16 protein-coding genes are annotated in these 19,542 nt (G+C 59.0%); 12 read left to right on the forward strand and 4 right to left on the reverse strand.

Annotated features, from left to right (window positions below; translation table 11 throughout):
- Nucleotides 1-122 precede the first annotated feature (122 nt).
- From rpoN to lptC, 4 genes are all read right to left on the reverse strand, one after another.
- Entirely contained in the window at nt 123-1,673 is a 1,551-nt protein-coding gene (rpoN, locus tag JZX89_RS12140; RefSeq protein ID WP_207134179.1) for an RNA polymerase factor sigma-54, read from the reverse strand.
- Between the two features lie 153 nt (nt 1,674-1,826).
- Entirely contained in the window at nt 1,827-2,612 is a 786-nt protein-coding gene (gene lptB / locus JZX89_RS12145; protein WP_153515200.1) for an LPS export ABC transporter ATP-binding protein, read from the reverse strand.
- Nucleotides 2,613-2,645: 33 nt separating this feature from the next.
- Nucleotides 2,646-3,209, reverse strand: a complete 564-nt coding sequence (locus tag JZX89_RS12150) for an LptA/OstA family protein (protein ID WP_369809545.1) — start codon at nt 3,207-3,209, stop codon at nt 2,646-2,648.
- Between the two features lie 13 nt (nt 3,210-3,222).
- Nucleotides 3,223-3,888 (reverse strand): LPS export ABC transporter periplasmic protein LptC, encoded by a 666-nt coding sequence (lptC, locus tag JZX89_RS12155; protein WP_153515362.1) that lies wholly within the window; start codon nt 3,886-3,888, stop codon nt 3,223-3,225.
- A 246-nt stretch (nt 3,889-4,134) separates the two neighbouring features.
- Between lptC and sppA the strand changes: the two genes are divergently transcribed.
- The 12 genes from sppA to JZX89_RS12215 all read left to right on the forward strand — a co-directional run bounded on the left by sppA (nt 4,135) and on the right by JZX89_RS12215 (nt 19,494).
- Nucleotides 4,135-5,088: a signal peptide peptidase SppA gene (gene sppA, locus JZX89_RS12160; protein ID WP_207134180.1), complete on the forward strand. Its 954-nt coding sequence runs from the start codon at nt 4,135-4,137 to the stop codon at nt 5,086-5,088.
- A gap of 2 nt (nt 5,089-5,090) precedes the next feature.
- On the forward strand, nt 5,091-5,420 hold the full coding sequence (locus JZX89_RS12165) for an integration host factor subunit beta (RefSeq protein ID WP_225245141.1): 330 nt from the start codon (nt 5,091-5,093) through the stop codon (nt 5,418-5,420).
- Nucleotides 5,421-5,485: 65 nt separating this feature from the next.
- Complete coding sequence (locus JZX89_RS12170; protein WP_149898403.1) at nt 5,486-5,827, forward strand: LapA family protein; 342 nt, start codon at nt 5,486-5,488, stop codon at nt 5,825-5,827.
- A 92-nt stretch (nt 5,828-5,919) separates the two neighbouring features.
- Nucleotides 5,920-7,053 (forward strand): class I SAM-dependent rRNA methyltransferase, encoded by a 1,134-nt coding sequence (locus JZX89_RS12175; RefSeq protein WP_207134181.1) that lies wholly within the window; start codon nt 5,920-5,922, stop codon nt 7,051-7,053.
- Nucleotides 7,050-7,910, forward strand: coding sequence for a TrmH family RNA methyltransferase (locus tag JZX89_RS12180; RefSeq protein WP_153515196.1), 861 nt, complete (start codon nt 7,050-7,052; stop codon nt 7,908-7,910). Before JZX89_RS12175 ends, JZX89_RS12180 begins: the two co-directional genes overlap by 4 nt.
- Nucleotides 7,910-8,398, forward strand: coding sequence for a signal peptidase II (lspA, locus tag JZX89_RS12185; RefSeq protein WP_046799329.1), 489 nt, complete (start codon nt 7,910-7,912; stop codon nt 8,396-8,398). Before JZX89_RS12180 ends, lspA begins: the two co-directional genes overlap by 1 nt.
- Nucleotides 8,399-8,453: 55 nt before the next feature.
- Nucleotides 8,454-10,697, forward strand: coding sequence for a hybrid sensor histidine kinase/response regulator (locus JZX89_RS12190; protein WP_207134182.1), 2,244 nt, complete (start codon nt 8,454-8,456; stop codon nt 10,695-10,697).
- Nucleotides 10,698-10,794: 97 nt separating this feature from the next.
- Complete coding sequence (gene olsB, locus JZX89_RS12195; protein WP_149898981.1) at nt 10,795-11,676, forward strand: l-ornithine N(alpha)-acyltransferase; 882 nt, start codon at nt 10,795-10,797, stop codon at nt 11,674-11,676.
- A 190-nt stretch (nt 11,677-11,866) separates the two neighbouring features.
- The gene (gene mutS, locus JZX89_RS12200; protein ID WP_153515361.1) at nt 11,867-14,518 is read left to right on the forward strand and encodes a DNA mismatch repair protein MutS; all 2,652 of its coding nucleotides are present in this window, start codon (nt 11,867-11,869) and stop codon (nt 14,516-14,518) included.
- A gap of 146 nt (nt 14,519-14,664) precedes the next feature.
- Nucleotides 14,665-17,493, forward strand: coding sequence for a [protein-PII] uridylyltransferase (locus JZX89_RS12205; RefSeq protein WP_207134183.1), 2,829 nt, complete (start codon nt 14,665-14,667; stop codon nt 17,491-17,493).
- 7 nt (nt 17,494-17,500) lie between these two features.
- Nucleotides 17,501-19,090, forward strand: a complete 1,590-nt coding sequence (gene murJ / locus JZX89_RS12210; RefSeq protein ID WP_207134184.1) for a murein biosynthesis integral membrane protein MurJ — start codon at nt 17,501-17,503, stop codon at nt 19,088-19,090.
- A complete protein-coding gene (locus JZX89_RS12215) occupies nt 19,090-19,494 on the forward strand; it encodes a VOC family protein (protein WP_149898409.1) in 405 nt (134 codons plus the stop codon). The genes murJ and JZX89_RS12215 overlap by 1 nt, the downstream gene beginning before the upstream one ends.
- Nucleotides 19,495-19,542 lie beyond the last annotated feature (48 nt).

Genomic DNA, 19,542 nt, shown 5'->3' on the forward strand with positions numbered 1-19,542 from the left:
ACGGTGGAGATTATTCCGTTACAAATGACCTTGCTTACGTGTGCGGCGGGCTTCTAGCCCCTGGCGTGATAAGAGTCAATGGTGCGGCAAAAAAGCGCCCCAAACGTGATCAAATGCACCGCTCAGAAGACTGACAACCTGGCGAGCGCCTTCTTTTCCCGGCGTCTCTGCACGGAGGAGGGGATGTTCATCGCCTCACGATATTTGGCGACAGTGCGGCGGGCGAGATCAACACCGCTCTTCTTCAGATTGTCGACGATATCGTCATCGGAAAGCACCGCCTCGGCGGCCTCCTGTGCGATCATGGCCTTGATGCGGTGACGCACCGCTTCCGCCGAATGGCTATCGCCGCCCTCAACGGCGCTGATCGAAACGCTGAAGAAATATTTGAGTTCGAACAGCCCGCGCGGCGTCAGCATGTATTTCTTCGACGTCACCCGGCTGACGGTGGATTCGTGCATCTTGATGGCGTCGGCCACCGTCTTGAGGTTCAGCGGGCGCAGGTGATCGACGCCATTGACGAGGAAGGCGTCCTGCTGGCGCACGATTTCCGTCGCCACCTTCATGATCGTCCGGGCGCGCTGGTCGAGGCTGCGAGTCAGCCAGTGGGCCGTCTGCATGCACTCGGAAAGGAAATCCTGGTCCTCTCCTGCGCGCGCCTTATGTTTCGAGACCTCGGCGAAGTAGCTCTGGTTGATGAGCACCCGCGGCAGGGTGTCGGGATTGATCTCCACCAGCCAGCCGCCGGAGGAGGAGGGCCGAACGATGATATCAGGGACGATCGTCTCCGAAACGGTCGAATCATAACCTGCGCCGGGACGCGGATTGAGTGTCCGGATTTCCGCCAGCATGTCGAGAAGGTCCTCTTCATCGACCCCACAGAGTTTTTTCAAGGTCGCGAAATCGCGTTTGGCCAAAAGCTCCAGATTGTCGATCAAGGCCCGCATTGCCGGGTCGAGCCGATCCCTCTGGGCGAGCTGGATCGCCAGACATTCGCTCAAGGAACGGGAAAACACGCCCGGAGGATCGAAGCCCTGAAGCGTCTTCAAAACGCTCTCCACCACTGACGGGGCCGCTCCCAGCCGTTCGGCGACATCATCGACGGCGTCCGTTGCAATATACCCGGTCTCATCGAGCTGGCCGATCAACGCGTCAGCGATCATCCTGTCTTCCGGAGAGGAGATGGCGAACGGCAATTGCTGATTGAGATGGTCGCCGAGGCTTTGTTTCGCGGCGACGAAGTCGTCGAGATCATAGCTTTCGCCGGACTCCTGCCCGGGCATGGATTTCCATTGGCTTGCCAGTTCGGGCGCATCGGCCTTTCTGGGCTCGGCATCATCAGGAAAGACGTTTTCGAAGCTGGTATCCAGTTGCTCGCCAAGATTTGCGGCGCGGTCGCCGTACCAGTCGTCGCTATCGGCCGTTACCGGGGTGTTTTTATCCGAGGCTTCGCCGTCGGCATCGCTGAAATTATCCGCATTATCAGGGATATCTCCGCCCAAATCGCCATCGTTTGCCGCAATTTCGAGCAGAGGATTACGTTCCACCTCCTGCGCGATAAACTGCGTCAGCTCGAAATGCGTCATCTGAAGCAGCTGGATGGACTGCATCAGTTGCGGTGTCATGACGAGAGACTGGTTTTGACGCAGCAAAAGGCTGGCAGACAATGCCATGGCGGACGCGAAACTCCCCTTACAGCTTCTCCATTGCCACAGTTTTCATAAATTTTGAGAAGGCAAAGAAACTTGGCCCAAAAATTGCTTTTTTATCTTGTTTGGTCAAGCGTCAGCGCGGGGCGCGATGAAGAATCTTTCGCGCCCGTAAGCTTAAAGGCTGAAATTATTGCCGAGATAGAGCCGGCGCACATCCGGATTGTTGACGATGTCGTCCGCACGGCCATGGGTCAGAACCTCACCGGCATGGATGATATAGGCGCGGTCGATGAGACCGAGCGTTTCACGGACATTGTGGTCGGTGATGAGGACGCCAATCCCACGTGCGGTCAGGTGCCTCACGAGATTCTGGATGTCGCTGACCGAAATCGGATCGACACCGGCGAAAGGTTCGTCGAGCAGCATGAAAGTCGGATCGGTCGCCAGAGCGCGGGCGATTTCCAGACGACGACGTTCACCGCCAGACAGCGCAACGGCAGGCGACTTGCGCAGCTGGGCAATGTGGAACTCTTCCAGCAGCTCATCGAGCTTGCGGTTGCGTTTGACGCTGTCCGGTTCGTGGACTTCAAGCACGGCGCGGATGTTTTCCTCGACCGTCAGGCCGCGGAAGATCGAGGCTTCCTGCGGCAGATAACCGACGCCGAGGCGCGCACGCCTGTACATCGGCATGCCGGTCACATCGTTGCCATTGATGGCGATCTTGCCGCTATCGACGGGGACGAGGCCCGTGATCATGTAAAAACAGGTTGTCTTGCCGGCGCCGTTCGGACCCAGAAGCCCTACGGCCTCACCGCGGCGCACGACCAGCGACACGCCGTTGACGACCCGGCGCGTATCATAGGTCTTCGTCAGGCCATGCGCGATCAGCGTGCCTTCATAACGGGCCTTGTCGGCCTGTGATGTCGCTTCCACGGATGGGTTGCGCCCACCGCCAAACATTTTTGAGATCGAGGGTATCTTCACGAGGTGAGACTACTGTTTTTTCTGCGATTTCGGATCGAGCATGATCCGAACGGGGCCGCCGCAGCTTTCGAGCTTCGCCTGTCCCGAATTCATCAGGACAGTGAGCTTGCAGCCGGTGAAGACATTCGTGCCCTCGGACAGAACGACCTGCTTGCCCGTGAGGATAAAGGTCTGCGCCGCCATGTCGAATTCGCCGTGATCGGCCGTGGCCTTCTGGGTCTCGGACGTCAGATAGACATTATTATCAACGAAGATTTTTTCGATATTCGCGTCACCGCTGGTGAGAGAGGAGCCCTCGCCCTTGTAGTTGACCGTCATCTTGCCGGCCTGAAGGGTGGTCGTGCCCTGCACAACTTTCACGTTTCCGGTGAAGTAGGCCTTACGCTCCTGATCCCGGATTTCGAGCTGGTCGCTTTCAATCGCGATCGGCTGGTCGCTGGAGAGCTTCACACCCTGCATATTGCTGGTGGTGCTCTGGGCGAAAGCCACGGTTGCGAGACAGGAGAAAACAAGACCTGCGGCTGCAACGCCTGCGGATCTGCCAAGGGAAACGGGACGGGAAATTTGCATCATCTGGACCGGGCTCTCACTTGGCTTCATTTTTGATATTGGATGCAGCGATACGTGCCCGTACCTGCCCCGAAAATGTAATCGTCTTGCCATTATCGGCGATATCAATCGATTGCGCAACAATGGCACCGTCGTTTGTTTTGATCGAAACGGGCTCTTTGCTGCTCATTTTTCCGGCCTTCAGATCAACATCCGCAGACTGGAACTTCGCTTGTATGCCATTGCTGAGATTGATGTCAAAAGGTGCAGTCATCTTCAGCGTATTGGTGGCGCGGTCGAAAATGCCTTCCTTGGCAATCACCTGCGCGATGCTGTCATTAACAGGCACGGCGGCCAGAACTTTCTCGAGCGTCATCAGGTTGGGATTGGCGATATCCTGCAACGCACGCTCGGCGTTCATGGAATAGTCGATCCCCTTTTCGTTGCGGCCGGCAACGGCAGGTTTTTCCATCACGATCTTGCCGTCTTCGATCCTGGCGCTTTCCAGTGAAACCTCGTCGGGCGCCCAGGTTCGAATGAGCGAAACGGCGATGAAGGCGAGCGAAATCACTGCGGCACTGAGCGGCAGGATGATTTTCAGCCGCTTGACGCGCGCGGAATGCCGCAGAGCGCGCTCGTAAGCGCCGTTCTGGTCATTCGGCAGCGGAAATGCTGGCGCGGGTTCGCGGAGTCGTTCGAGCATAAGAGTGGGTCCGGAAGCTCCCTGGGCGCCATTTTGGCGCGCAATTGAAGCTTGTATGTTTATCTTGATGTGTTTGGCACGAGTGCTTTGTCCTGCCAATATGGTTTTTGTCTGGAAAGGTGCAAGGGAAATACGAATTTTATCGTAATTCTGGTTTCCTTATTGTTTCCTTGCGGCTTCGCGCTAGAAGAACCATATGGCCGTGAAGCACACGTGGCGTCAAAGGCCGGATGGCAGAGGTTTTCGATGGATAATATGGCGATAGCGGATCGCAGGCGATTGCGCCGCAAGCTGACTTTCTGGCGGGTTGCCGCTGTTTTGCTGTTTGTCGTCGGTATTTTCGGCCTCTACCGGTTTTTCTGGACCGAGCCGCAGCAAAGCGCCAAGCCCCATATCGCCCGCGTCGAGATTTCCGGTCTGATCCAGGACAATACCGAACTCCTGGAACGGCTCGACAAGATCGCCAAGAGTGACAATGTCAAAGGGCTGATCGTGTCGATCTCCTCGCCGGGCGGCACCACCTATGGCGGTGAGCGCATCTTCAAGGCCATTCGCGGCGTTGCGGAAAAGAAGCCAGTCGTTTCCGACGTCCGCACTTTGGCGGCCTCCGCGGGCTATATGATCGCGTCGGCAGGCGATACCATCGTCGCCGGTGAGACATCGATTACCGGCTCGATCGGCGTGATCTTTCAATATCCCCAGGTCGGCCAGCTGATGGACAAGCTTGGCGTGTCACTGCAGGAAATCAAGTCCTCTCCGTTGAAAGCGGAACCTTCGCCGTTCCACGAGGCGCCTGAAGAGGCAAAGACGATGATCCGGGCCATGGTGATGGACAGCTATGGCTGGTTTGTCGACCTTGTGGCCGATCGTCGCAAGCTGCCGCGTGAGGATGTGCTGAAACTGGCGGATGGATCGATTTTCACAGGCAGGCAGGCGCTCGCCAACAAGCTGGTCGATACGCTCGGCGGCGAAAAGGAAATCCGCGGCTATCTCGAAACACACGGCGTCGCGAAGGATTTGCCGATCGTCGAATGGCGCGCGCCGTCGTCCCGCTCGCCGTTTTCGCTTTTCAGTGTTGCGCAAATAGCGAAGTTTCTGGGATATGACGATTTAATTCCCTTTGCGGGACCCGGCCAGCTCGGCGCGGACAAGTTGTTTCTTGACGGTCTTGTTTCCGTTTGGCAGGTTGGGCCACGTTAAAAATCCAATTCTTTCAGGGGGCAACCGTGATCAAGTCTGAACTGGTGCAGATCGTTGCTGCGCGTAACCCGCACCTTTATCACCGTGACGTGGAAAACATCGTCAATGCGGTGCTGGATGAAATCACCGATGCCCTGGCGGGTGGAAATCGTGTCGAGCTTCGTGGTTTCGGCGCATTTTCGGTGAAAAACCGACCTTCGCGTTCGGGGCGGAACCCGCGCACGGGCGAATCGGTTTTCGTCGAGGAAAAATGGGTGCCTTTCTTCAAGACAGGCAAGGAACTGCGTGAGCGCCTGAACCCCGGAATGGGTGACGAAGAAGAGGACGATTGATCGTCTCTTCCGCCCGACGCCGGAAACGGGGCCGGCGGAACCCCGCAGCGATGGAGTAATGTCGGATGTCGAAAAAAATCATCAACCTTATCATCCTGCTTCCGCTGGCGATTATCCTCGTCATCCTGTGCGTGGCCAACCGCCAGGCCGTAACGCTTGCGCTCAATCCTTTCCGGCCCGATGACGGCGTTCTGTCCTTTACAGCGCCGTTTTTTGTGTTCCTGTTTCTGGCCGTTATTTTCGGCGTGCTGCTGGGATCGTCGGCGACATGGTTCGCGCAGGGCAAACATCGCAAACGCGCCCGTATCGAAGCCAGGGAAGCCGTTCGCTGGCACGATGAGGCGAACCGCCAGAAGGCGACTGGGGCCGCTCAGCTTCCGAATGCGGGCCAACTCCCGGCAAAGTGATATAGCCGACAGTCGTTCCGGCTCTAGTCGAGCGGCGTGCGGAATGCTATTTGCTGCGCCACAAGACGCGGGCAGAAGCGGAAAGATTTCCATTGAAGAAAAAAGACAGCCGGCCGGGCAATCGCGCACGTGCCGGGAGCGAGAAAAAACAGGTTCATGCCGCAAAGCCGGCGCGACGCGCGGAGGTAGCGCCGAAAAAGCGCGAACCCGACGCGGTTCGCAGCGTGCCGAAACCTGCACCGAAGGAGAAGGTTGCTGCCGCACCGGCGATTGAGCAGGCGCCTGCACGGCCCCTCAAGCAACGCACCGGTGAACGTCCCGCAGAACAGGTTCCGGTCATTCTGGAATCGAGCGGAGCGGGCGATTTTCACCTGATCGACAGCGGCAATGGCCTGAAACTCGAGCAATATGGCGACTACCGCGTCGTCCGTCCCGAGGCGCAGGCCTTGTGGCAACCGTCGGTCCCCGACCGCGTGTGGCAGAATGCCGATGCCATTTTCAGCGGCGATACGGATGAGGACGGCATGGGCCGTTGGCGTTTTCCGAAGACGGCGCTTGATGAAACCTGGCCCTTGTCTCTGCTCGGCGTTGAATTTCTGGGCCGCTTCACGGCCTTCCGTCACGTCGGCGTCTTCCCGGAACAGATCGTCCATTGGGAATGGCTGAAACATGCCGTCGAGACGGCTGACCGGCCGCTGAAAGTGCTGAACCTGTTCGGTTACACCGGTGTCGCCTCGCTGGTTGCGGCCGCTGCGGGCGCTGAAGTCACCCATGTCGATGCTTCCAAGAAAGCGATTGGCTGGGCCAAGGAAAATCAGGCGCTTGCCGGGCTGGAACAGGCGCCCATCCGTTGGATTTGCGAAGATGCGATGAAATTCATCCAGCGTGAGGAGCGTCGCGGCAGCACTTACGACATCATCCTCACCGACCCGCCGAAATTCGGCCGCGGCACCCATGGCGAAGTCTGGCAATTGTTCGACCATCTGCCGTTGATGCTGGATATCTGCCGGGAAATCCTCTCACCCAAGGCGCTCGGCCTGGTGCTGACGGCCTATTCCATCAGGGCCAGTTTTTATTCGATGCATGAGCTGATGCGCGAAATCATGCGCGGCGCCGGTGGCGTCGTCGCGTCAGGCGAACTTGTCATTCGCGAGGCAGGGCTTGACGGCAAGACACCCGGCCGGGTGCTTTCCACATCGCTGTTCAGCCGTTGGGAGCCGAAATGATGAAAGATATGCGCGAAAACACGACGCGCCGGGTTGGTCAGGTGAAGGAAGTGACCAGCCTTGCCAATCCCATCATCAAGGATATCAAGGCACTCACCCAGAAAAAGGGCAGGGAAGAGACCGGCACCTTCATGGCGGAAGGCCTGAAGTTGGTCATCGATGCTCTCGAACTGGGCTGGACGATCAAGACACTGGTTTACGCCAAGGCCGCCAAGGGCAAGCCGCTGGTAGAGCAGGCGGCGGTAAAGACCGTCGCGTCCGGCGGTCTGGTGCTTGAAGTCAGCGAAAAAGTCATCGCCTCGATCACTCGCCGCGACAATCCGCAAATGGTCGTCGGCATTTTCGAACAGAAATGGGCGTCGCTCAGGGATATTCGCCCGGAAAAGAGCGAGACCTATATCGCGCTCGACCGTGTCCGCGACCCAGGTAACCTCGGCACCATCATCCGCACCGCCGATGCGGCGGGCGCATCGGGCGTTATTCTGGTCGGCGATTGCACCGATCCCTTCTCGCTGGAAACCGTTCGCGCCACGATGGGTTCGGTTTTCGCCATGCCGGTGGCCCGCGCCTCGGTTGACGAATTCCTGTCCTGGAAGAAATCGGCGCAGGTCAGCATCGTCGCCACCCATCTTGCCGGTTCCGTGGATTATCGAAAGATCGATTATGCCGGCAAGCCGGTCGTGCTTTTGATGGGTAACGAGCAATCCGGCCTGCCGCCGGAACTGGCCGCCAAGGCGGATCAGCTGGCGCGCATCCCCCAGCAGGGCCGTGCCGACAGCCTCAATCTCGCCATCGCAACCGCCGTGATGCTTTTCGAAGCACGGCGACATCTCCTCGAACTGGCACCGGTGAAGTAATGGCCAAAGCGGCACTGTTTTCGAAATTCGGCCCGGCTTTCGCGTTGATCGTCGCCGCGCTGGTGCTGGACCAGATCGTCAAACAACTGGTCGAAGCCTATCTGCCATTGCAGGAGATGGTGCCCGTCATTCCGTTTCTGGCGCTTTACCGCACCTATAATCTCGGCGTCGCCTTTTCGATGCTATCGGACATGCAGGGCTGGTTCATCGTCAGCATGCGGCTCGTTATTGTCGTCTTCGTGCTCTGGCTGTGGCGCAAGACGGCGGCGGACCGCACCTTCGCCCATCTCGGTTTTGCCTTCATCATCGCAGGTGCTGCCGGCAACCTTCTCGACCGTTTTCTTTATGGACACGTCATCGACTACATCCTGTTTCACACGCAGACATGGTCTTTCGCGGTCTTCAATCTGGCTGACAGTTTCATAACTATCGGCGCGGCCTGCGTCATTCTTGACGAATTTCTGCACGCCCGGGCGGCAAAAAAGTAAAATTTTAGGGTTTGCACCAAACATATCAAAACCGCTGCCGTGGTAGCGGTTGCATATGAGCGAACTGGCAAAACTTCGGGAAAAAGTTTCAGACGGTCTTGGGCTGGCGCCTTTAGCGCCGCAGCCGGGGGATCGTGTCGACGCGACAAAGCATAATGCCGGCGCGGAGCACGAGATCGGCTCAGGGCCGATTTCCTCGTACATTGCCATTTCGTTGTCGGTCGGTGCATTTTCCGCCGCGCTGATTGCGCTTGCGGTGCCCTATGCGGTCACCGTTGCCCTGGCCTCCTTCTTTGGCGCCGTTCTCGTCGGTGTCCTTCTCTACGCGCTGTTCGGCAAAACTGTCCCACTTAAAGACGCGTTGGCCGAGGATTTGGATGTTCGGCTGCGACAGACGCAGAACCGCTCGCTGATTGCCGAGATGCAGGAATCCATGGGTGATATCGTCGTCATCCGTAATCTGGATCGGCGTATCGTCGAAGCGAACAGGATCTTTCGCGAAATGACGGGATGCGCGACCCCCGAAGGGTTGAGTTGCGAGGAAATCGGCATTGCCTTCCGTCCGGGCGACAAGGTTCACGCTTATGACGTTGAGATCGCCACCCCTTTCGGACAGCGCATCTTCTCCTGGCATGATGTGGTCACCCGCGATCTGGCCAGCAGCCGCCTTCTCATCAGCAGCATCGCCAGAGACGTGACGGAAGAGCGGCTTGCGCTTGCCGAAAGGGAAGACGCCCGTTTGCGCGCCGAAAAGGCCGATGCCGAAAAGGCAAGGCTACTTGCCACCGTAAGCCATGAAATCCGCCTGCCGCTTTCCGGTATGCTCGGCATGAACCATCTCCTGTCGCAAACGAAGATCAACGAGGAGCAGCGTAATTATCTTGACGGCATGAAGCAGTCCGGCCAGTCGCTGGTGCAGCTGGTCGAGGATCTGCTGGATTATTCGACCATGGAGGCGGGCCGCTTCAAGCTCAATCCGCGCGCGGAAAACCTGCGGCGGCTGATCGAGAGCATTGTCGAGATGCTGGCGCATCGCGCCCACGAAAAAGGGATTGAAATCACCTCCTTCGTCAGCCCTGACGTGCCCGATTATCTCGATTTCGATCCGGCAAGGCTGCGTCAGGTGCTGTTCAATCTCCTTGGTAACGCCGTCAAATTCACGCAGGAGGGCGGAGTTGTCATCCGCGCGCGTATGGCCGATGGTGAATTGCAGATCGCCGTCGAGGATACCGGTCCGGGCATGAGCCAGACGGAGCAGGCCCGCATCTTCGGTGAATTCGAGCAGGCAGGGCCTATGTCACAGCGAAGCGCCGGTACGGGCCTCGGGCTTGCGATCTCCGCCCGCATCGTGCGGGAATTCGGCGGCAGCCTCACGGTTTCGAGCCACAAGGGCAGCGGCAGCACCTTCACGCTTTCGTTCCACCCGGGCAGCGCGCCTGCCGCAAAGCCGGATCCGGGCCGGCGCCGCTGTCTGCAACATACGAATGTCCTGCTGATTGCGCCAAAGGGGGTGGCTGCGGCGGTGACGATGGAAGCGATAGAGGCTTTTGGCGGCAAATGTGTTCTCATTCATCAGCCGGAAGATTTGCGAAGACTGCGGGATGGGGCAGCTGACCTCAGCGCCGATCTCACCGATATCATCGTCGACCGGCGCGTTTCACTCCTGTTCAGGGACGCCCTAAAGGACTGGCCGCAGCAGAATGTTCGCCTCACCCTGCTGGTGAGCCCCGAGGAGCGGCCTTCGACCATGCATGTCTCCTTCGACGCCTGGCTGATCCGGCCGCTGCGCGAAAAATCGCTGATCGACGTCCTCTGCGGTCGCCTGCGCGGCATAGAGCGCCGCGACGCGCTGAACGACAACCACCCCGATGTGGGCTTTTCATCACGGCTGAAGCAAGTGGCAAGTGGCGTCGAAATTCTCGTGGCTGAGGATGATGCCGTCAATGCGCGCATCATCCGGGCGGTTCTGGAGAAAAGCGGTTACATCGTTCGTGCCGTCGATGACTTTCAGGCTCTGCGGCAGTCGTTGGCGCCGGGTGCTGCCCGTTTGCCGCACCTCATCATCTCGGACCTCAATATGCCGGGTGGTGAGGGGCTTGAGGTGCTGCCGGAACTTCTCGGCACGTTGGAGGGTGAGAGAAATATTCCCCTGATCGTGCTCAGTGGCGATGCCAGTGCCGACACCGCCGAAATCCTGCTGAAAGCCGGTGCAGCCAAGGTTTTGACCAAGCCCACCGACCCGAGGCAGCTGGTCGAGGAAATCCGTCGCATGCTGGAGGCGAAACGCCTTTCCCCATAATAGCTTGACAGACTCGCGCTGGCGTCATTTTGTCACTATTCTGTCGTCAATTAGTGATTTATGACAGGAAAATTCTTTGGTGGCGGAGCGATTCCCCATGGTGGCCGAAATCTTCAATCACGACATTTGTGAAAACAATGTTGTCATTCATCCTCGTTCGGAGTCCGCTCAGGACAATGAGGGTCTTTTCGGTCGTATCGGCACATTGGAAACCCGGCTTGCGAGAAATGAGCGCGAGATCGATGCCGCACAATCCGTGCGTTACAAGGTTTTCGTTGAGGAAATGAATGCGCGGCTTCCCGCTGACGCGATGCGCCGCAAGCGCGATATCGACGCCTGGGACAGTGTCTGCGACCATCTGCTCGTGCTCGACAAGGCCATCGAAGGCGATAGTGAAGACCAGATCGTCGGCACCTACCGTCTGCTGCGGCAGGAAACGGCGCTCGCCAACAACGGGTTTTATTCGGCCAGCGAATTCGACATTGCAGGGCTGGTTGCGCGCCATCCGGGCAAGCGCTTCATGGAGCTTGGCCGTTCCTGCGTGCTGCCGGAATATCGCACCAAGCGTACCGTTGAGCTTCTGTGGCAGGGCAATTGGGCCTATGCGGTGAAACATCGTATGGACGCGATGATCGGCTGCGCCTCCTTCCCCGGCGTGCAGCCGGAAACCCATGCACTGGCGCTGTCCTTCCTGCACCATAATTGTGTTGCAAAGGGCGAGTGGGAGGCTTCCGCACTTCCCGAGCTTTACCGCGAGATGGACCTGATGCCGGCGGAGGCGTTGAATACCCGCAAGGCGCTGAACGCCATGCCGCCGCTGATCAAGGGTTATATGCGTCTTGGCGCCATGTTTGGCTCCGGTGCTGTGGTGGACCATGCCTTCAACACGACAGATGTTCTGGTCGTTCTGCCGGTCACGTCCATCGCCGGCCGCTACATCAGCTATTACGGCGGCGAGGCCGAGCGCATCAACGGCTGATCAGCTTTTGACTGGATCTTGCCGGATGTTCCTGTGGGCAGCGGCTCTGCGCGTGTTGTGTCGGGGCGGGCATTGCCGCTAGTGTCGGCGCTCCTTTTCCGCAACACGATATGACATCGGCAGGCCATTGACGGACGTTCTGACAACCGCTTCCCTGATAACGGAGGAGAGCCGCGCTTCGGCCACTCCGATGATGGAGCAATATATCGAGATCAAGGCGAACAATCCCGGTTCGCTGCTGTTCTACCGCATGGGCGATTTCTATGAATTGTTCTTTGACGATGCGGTCGAAGCCTCCCGGTCGCTCGGCATCACGCTGACGAAACGTGGCCAGCATATGGGCCACGATATTCCCATGTGCGGCGTTCCCGTGCATGCGGCGGACGATTATCTCCAGAAGCTCATCCTGCGCGGTTATCGCGTCGCCGTCTGCGAACAGGTGGAAGATCCCGCCGAGGCGAAGAAGCGCGGCTCGAAATCCGTGGTCAAGCGTGATGTGGTGCGGCTTGTCACGCCTGGCACGCTGACCGAAGAAAAACTTCTGTCGCCGACGGAATCCAACTATCTGATGGCGCTGGCCCGTATTCGCGGCAGTGCCGAGGCGCAGTTCGCGCTCGCCTGGATCGATATTTCCACCGGCGTCTTCCGTTTGGCGGAAACCACGCTGACGCGGCTTCTCGCCGATATCTGGCGTATCGACCCGCGCGAGCTGATCGTTGCCGACAGCCTGTTCCATGATGAGGAATTGCGGCCGGTTTTCGATGTTTTGGGTCGCGTGGCGGTGCCGCAACCTGCCATCCTGTTCGACAGCGCCACGGCGGAAGGGCGTATCGCCCGTTATTTCAATGTCGCGACGCTGGATGGTTTCGGCAGTTTTTCTCGCATTGAAATGGCTGCCGCTGCCGCTGCCGTCGCTTATGTCGAAAAGACCCAGATTGCCGAGCGCCCGCCGCTTGGCGCGCCGGAGCGCGAAAGTGCTGCCTCCACCCTTTTCATCGATCCCGCCACCCGCGCCAATCTGGAACTGGTGAAGACGCTCGCTGGCGACAGGGATGGCTCGCTGCTGCATGCCCTGAACCGCACGGTGACGGGCGGTGGCGCACGAATGCTGGCCGAGCGGCTGATGTCGCCGCTTACCGACCCGGAAAAGATAAACGCCCGCCTCGATGCGGTGGGCTATCTCATCGACGATGTCTCGCTCTGCGACGGGCTGCGCGATGCCTTGAAACATGTTGCTGATATGCCGCGTGCGCTTTCACGTCTGGCTCTGGAGCGCGGTGGCCCGCGTGATCTCGGCGCCATCAGGCAGGGACTGGTTTCCGCTGAAAAAATCGCGACTATTCTCGACGGTGGGTTGCTGCCAGATGAGTTGGCGACGGCTCTCAAGGATTTAAAAGCCTTGCCGGGCGGGCTGGAAGCAATGCTCGGCTCGATGCTGGCCGATGATCTGCCGCTTCTGAAACGCGACGGCGGTTTCCTGCGTGACGGCGCCAATCCGGAACTTGACGAGGTTCGGGCGCTACGCGATCAGTCCCGCCGGGTGATCGCCGGTCTGCAACTGAAATATGCCGATGAGACCTGCATCAAGTCGCTGAAGATCAAGCACAATAATGTGCTGGGCTATTTCATAGAGGTCACTGCCGGCAATGCCGATGTCATGATGGCGACCGATGAAGCGAAAGCGCGTTTCATCCACCGCCAGACCATGGCCGGCGCCATGCGCTTCACCACAACCGAGCTTGCCGATCTGGAAAGTCGCATCGCCAATGCTGCAGCGCAGGCTCTGACAATGGAGCTGGAAGCCTTCGCCCGCATGGTCGAGGCTGTGGTGCAGCAGGCGGAAGCAATCAAGGCCGGTGCTTCAGCACTCGCCATCATCGATGTCGCCTCAAGCCTTGCCTATCTGGCGACCGAACAGGCCTATTGCCGCCCGATTGTCGATGCCTCCATGACCTTCGCGATCAAAGGCGGGCGTCATCCGGTCGTAGAGCAGGCGCTGCGGCGGCAATCGGCCGGACCCTTCATCGCCAATAATTGTGATCTGTCGGCGGTCAACGGCGGCAAGAACGGCGCAATCTGGTTGCTGACAGGCCCGAACATGGGCGGTAAATCGACCTTCCTGCGCCAGAATGCGCTGATCGCCATCCTTGCGCAGATCGGCTCCTTCGTCCCGGCGGAGGCAGCCCATATCGGCGTCGTCGACCGGCTGTTTTCCCGCGTCGGCGCGTCCGACGATCTGGCGCGCGGCCGCTCGACCTTCATGGTGGAGATGGTGGAAACCGCTGCCATCCTCAATCAGGCGACGGACCGTTCGCTGGTCATTCTGGACGAGATCGGCCGTGGCACGGCAACCTTCGACGGGCTTTCGATCGCCTGGGCGGCAGTCGAACATCTGCACGAGGTTAATCGTTGCCGTGGCCTCTTCGCCACCCATTTTCATGAGTTGACCGTTTTGTCGGAAAAACTTGGCCGCCTCTCCAATGCCACGATGCGGGTGAAAGAGTGGGAAGGCGACGTCATCTTCCTGCACGAAGTCGGGCCGGGTGCCGCAGATCGCTCCTATGGTATTCAGGTCGCACGGCTTGCCGGCTTGCCGGCATCGGTTGTGGAGCGCGCTCGTGAAGTGCTGACGAAACTGGAGGATGCCGACCGCAAGAACCCGGCCAGCCAGCTGATCGATGATCTGCCGCTGTTCCAGATCGCCGTTCGCCGCGAGGAAACCCGCAAGGCCGGACCATCGAAAGTGGAAGAATCATTAAAGGGGATCAATCCGGACGAAATGACGCCGCGTGAGGCATTGGACGCGCTCTATGCGCTAAAGAAAGAACTTGGCAAGGTTTGAACTTTTTTGCGCATCGAATTTTCCGAAAACCGCTGACACTTTTCGGTTCGATGCGGAGACTGCCTGTCCATCGCCTTTAAAACTCGCTATAGGACACTCCCATCGCAAGCGGTGGGATTTCCCACAGGACATGGATACCGGCATAGATGGCCATCAAGGACCTGGATTTTTCCGAAATTCTCGATGTCTCGGCGCTGAAGCGCGACTGTGACATCATCTTTAAGGAAGATGGCAAGCGCATCGCCGATATCAGGTCCGACCTGCTGCCACTGTTTCGCAAGGCCAGCACGGAAGGCCGGGAAAAGGTCCGCGAACTGCTGAAGACCGATGGCAGCGGCATTGATTGCGCCCGCCGCATTTCCTGGCTTCAGGATCGGCTGATCGAGACGCTTTATGATCTTGCCTGCCAATATGCCTATCCGAAGGATGCCCCGCAGATCGCGGTGGCGGCGGTCGGAGGTTACGGTCGCGGCACGCTGGCGCCGGGATCGGATATCGACCTTCTGTTCCTGCTGCCGGCCAAGAATACGCCTGACATGCACAAGGCCGTGGAGTTCGTGCTTTATCTGCTCTGGGATCTCGGCTTCAAGGTGGGCCATGCTACCCGCACAGTGGATGAGTGCATTCGCCTCTCCAAATCCGATATGACCATCCGAACCGCCATTCTGGAAGTGCGGGCTATCTGCGGCAAAAAATCCCTGACCGATGATCTGGAAAAACGCTTCGAGGCGGAAGTCGTCACCGGCACCGGCCCGGAATTCATCGCCGCCAAGCTGGCGGAGCGCGACCAGCGCCACCGCAAGGCGGGCGATACGCGTTATCTGGTGGAGCCGAACGTCAAGGAAGGCAAGGGCGGCCTGCGCGATCTGCACACGCTGTTCTGGATTGCCAAATATTATTACCACGTTCGCGATACCGCCGATCTCGTCAAGCTCGGTGTTCTGTCGAGGCGTGAACTCAGGCTGTTCGAAAAGGCCGATGATTTTCTCTGGGCCGTCCGTTGCCAGATGCATTTCATCACCAACAAGGCGGAAGAGCGCCTTTCCTTCGATATTCAGCGCGAGATTGCCGATGCGCTGAATTATCAGCCGCGCCCCGGCCTTTCCGCCGTTGAGCGCTTCATGAAGCATTATTTCCTCGTGGCGAAGGACGTGGGTGACCTGACGCGCATCGTCTGCGCTGCGCTGGAAGACCGGCAGGCGAAGGACGTGCCGGGCCTCTCCGGCGTCCTCAGCCGTTTCGCCCATCGTGTGCGTAAAATCCCGGGTTCGGTAGAATTCGTCGAGGACCGGGGGCGCATTGCACTAGCCAAGCCTGACGTCTTCAAGAACGACCCGGTTAATATGATCCGGCTTTTCCACATCGCCGATATCAACAATCTCGAACTGCATCCGGATGCTTTGCGCGTCGTCACGCGCTCACTATCGCTCATTAATGATGCGCTTCGCGAAAACGAGGAGGCGAACCGGCTGTTTCTGTCGATCCTCACCTCGCGACGCGATCCGGCGCTGACACTCAGGCGGATGAACGAGGCAGGCGTACTCGGCAAATTCATTCCCGAATTCGGCAAGATCGTCGCGATGATGCAGTTCAACATGTATCATCACTATACCGTGGACGAGCACCTGATCCGCTCCGTGGGTGTGCTGTCGGAGGTGGACAAGGGAACGGCTGTCGATGCCCACCCGCTCGCCAACCAGCTGATGCCGGGCGTTGAAGAGCGCGAGGCGCTCTATGTCGCCGTGCTGCTGCACGATGTCGCCAAGGGTCGGCAGGAGGATCATTCGATTGCCGGCGCACGCGTGGCCCGCAAGCTATGCCAGCGTTTCCGCCTGACGGGCAAACAGACAGAAACGGTCGTCTGGCTGATCGAGCAGCATCTCTTGATGTCCATGGTCGCCCAGACGCGCGACCTGCATGACCGCAAGACCATCACCGATTTCGCCGACAAGGTGCAATCGATGGAGCGGCTGAAGATGCTGCTCATCCTGACGGTTTGCGATATCCGCGCCGTCGGCCCGGGTGTGTGGAACGGCTGGAAGGGGCAATTGCTGCGTTCGCTCTATTATGAGACGGAACTGCTGCTCTCCGGCGGCTTTTCGGAGGTCTCCCGCAAGGAACGGGCTCAGATCGCCCGGCAGGCGCTTTACGATGCGCTGGAAGATTGGGGCCAAAAGGCGCGGCGCAAATACACCAAACTGCATTACGAGCCCTATTTGCTGACCGTGGCGCTTGAGGACCAGGTGCGCCACACCCGCTTCATCCGCGAGGCCGACAAGCAGGAAAAAGCGCTGTCGACCATGGTGCGCACCCATTCTTTCCACGCGATTACGGAAATTACCGTGCTGGCGCCCGACCATCCGCGTCTGCTGTCGATCATCACCGGTGCCTGCGCGGCGGCCGGCGCCAACATTGCCGATGCGCAGATTTTCACCACCTCCGACGGGCGGGCGCTGGATACGATCCTCATCAACCGCGAATTCCCAATTGACGAAGATGAGACGCGGCGAGGCAACAATGTCGGCAAGCTCATCGAGGAGGTTTTGTCCGGCAAGCAGCGCCTGCCGGAAATGATCGCGACGCGCACCAAGAGCCGCAAGAAAAAAAGCGCCTTCATCATTCCGCCCTCGGTCATCATTTCCAACGGGCTGTCGAACAAGTTCACCGTCATCGAAGTCGAGTGCCTCGACCGGCCGGGCCTGCTGGCGGATATGACGGCTGTCATCGCCGATCTGTCGCTCGATATTCATTCTGCCCGCATCACCACCTTTGGCGAAAAGGTCATCGACACCTTCTACGTGACTGATCTCTTCGGGCAGAAGGTGACGAACGACAACCGTCAGGCCAGTATCGCCACCCGCCTGAAGGCGGTGATGAGCGAGCAGGAAGACGAATTGCGCGACCGCATGCCGAACGGCATCATCGCCCATCCCGACGTGGCCGCACTGCCGGCCGCGCGCACGGCAAAGGCTTGAAGCGCCCATGAGTCTGATCGGCAAGTTCGCCACCGTCGGCACCGCCACGCTCGGCAGCCGCATCTTCGGTTTTCTTCGAGAAACTCTGATGGCCGCCGCCGTCGGCACCGGCCCCGTGGCCGATGCCTTCAACGCCGCTTTCCGTTTTCCGAACACCTTCCGGCGACTTTTTGCCGAAGGCGCGTTCAACTCGGCTTTCGTGCCGCTTTTCGCCAAGGAAATCGAGGCGAACGGCATGGAGGGCGCAAGGCGCTTTTCCGAGGAAGTTTTCGGCGTCCTGTTCACCGTGCTTCTCGCCCTGACAATTCTGATGGAATTGTCGATGCCGTTCATCGTGCGCACCGTGATTGCGCCGGGCTTCCTCGAAGATCCGGTGAAATTCGATAACACGGTGCATCTCGCCACCATCATGTTCCCCTATCTCGCCTGCATGTCGCTGGCGGCGATGATGGGTGGCATGTTGAACTCGCTACACCGCTATTTCGCAGCGGCAATCGCTCCGGTTTTCCTCAACATCATCCTCATCGGCGTGCTCGCCTGGGCATGGTGGAAGAATTACGATCCCCTTGAGGTGGGTTTTGCGCTCTCCTGGGGCGTGATGGTGGCGGGTCTGGTGCAGCTTGCCATCGTCTGGATCGCCGTGCGCAATGCCGGCATGCGCATCGGCTTCCGCAGGCCGCGGCTGACGAAGAATGTGCAGCGGCTTCTGGTCCTCGCACTGCCGGCGGCAATAACCGGCGGCATCACCCAGATAAACCTGCTGATCAACACCAATATCGCCTCCGCCGGCGAAGGGGTGATCTCCTCGCTCGCCTATGCGGACCGGATTTACCAGCTGCCGCTCGGGGTCGTCGGCATCGCTGTCGCCACAGTGCTTTTGCCGGAGCTGGCGCGCGCCTTGCGCGGTGGCCATATGGTGGAAGCCGGAAGCCTGCAGAACCGTTCGGTCGAATTCGTCTTGTTCCTGACCTTGCCTGCTGCAGCCGCCCTTTTGGTCATGGCGGAACCCATCGTGCGTTTCCTTTACGAGCGCGGCAATTTCTCGCCGTCGGCCACCATCACGGTTGCGCAAATCCTCGGCATATATGGTCTCGGCCTGCCGGCTTTCGTGCTGATAAAGGCTTTCATTCCAGGCTTCTTCGCCCGTGAAGACACCCGCACACCGATGATTTTCGCGGCAATTTCCGTGGTGGTGAACGTCTCCCTGGCGCTGACGCTGTTTCCGCGTCTCGGCGGTCCGGGCATCGCCATTGCTGAAATCACCGCCGGCTGGGTGAATGCCGCCTTGCTCTTCGTCATGCTGTTGTGGCGCGGCCATTGGCAGGTGGATATTCCGCTGCTTACCCGCATTCCGCGATTGTTGCTGGCGGCGGCGTTGATGGCCGGCTTCGTCCACTATGCGCTGACCTGGCTGAGTTTCGAGCTGTCTTCGGCCTCGTCGATTTTCGTTCGGGCCGGCACCATCATGGCCCTCGTTTTCGCGGCCATGCTGGTTTATTTTGTGTTGGCCTTCGTGTCGGGCGGTGCCGATATCGGCATGGTCAAGCGAGCCATTCGCAAGCGCGGCAAAAAGAACGTCGAGACGGAGGCAGGCTGATGTCTTTTGCTGAAAACCGCCGCATCGCGCTCGTCACCCTCGTGGTCGATGACTACGATCGGGCAAAGGCGTTTTATTGCGAGGTTCTGGGGTTCGAATGCGTCTCCGATCAGCCGCTTGGCGATGGCAAAAGGTGGCTGGTGGTGAAACCTCAAGGCACCGATGGCTGCGCCCTGTTGCTTGCTCAAGCCGATGGCGAGCCGCAGCGTCTTGCCATCGGCAACCAGACCGGCGGACGTGTCGGATTTTTCCTGAATACTGACAATTTCCAAAGCGACTATGAGACCATGCTGGCGCGCGGCGTGCGCTTTCTCGAAGAACCGCGCCATGAGGTTTACGGCTCCGTCGCGGTCTTTGCCGACCCTTACGGAAATCGCTGGGACCTTCTTCAGCCGCGCGGCTGACATGCCCTGAAACCGCTTGATTGCGAGGGGCTGCGGGTGCATAAGCGC

Source organism: Agrobacterium burrii (assembly GCF_017313405.1).
Lineage (GTDB): Bacteria > Pseudomonadota > Alphaproteobacteria > Rhizobiales > Rhizobiaceae > Agrobacterium > Agrobacterium burrii.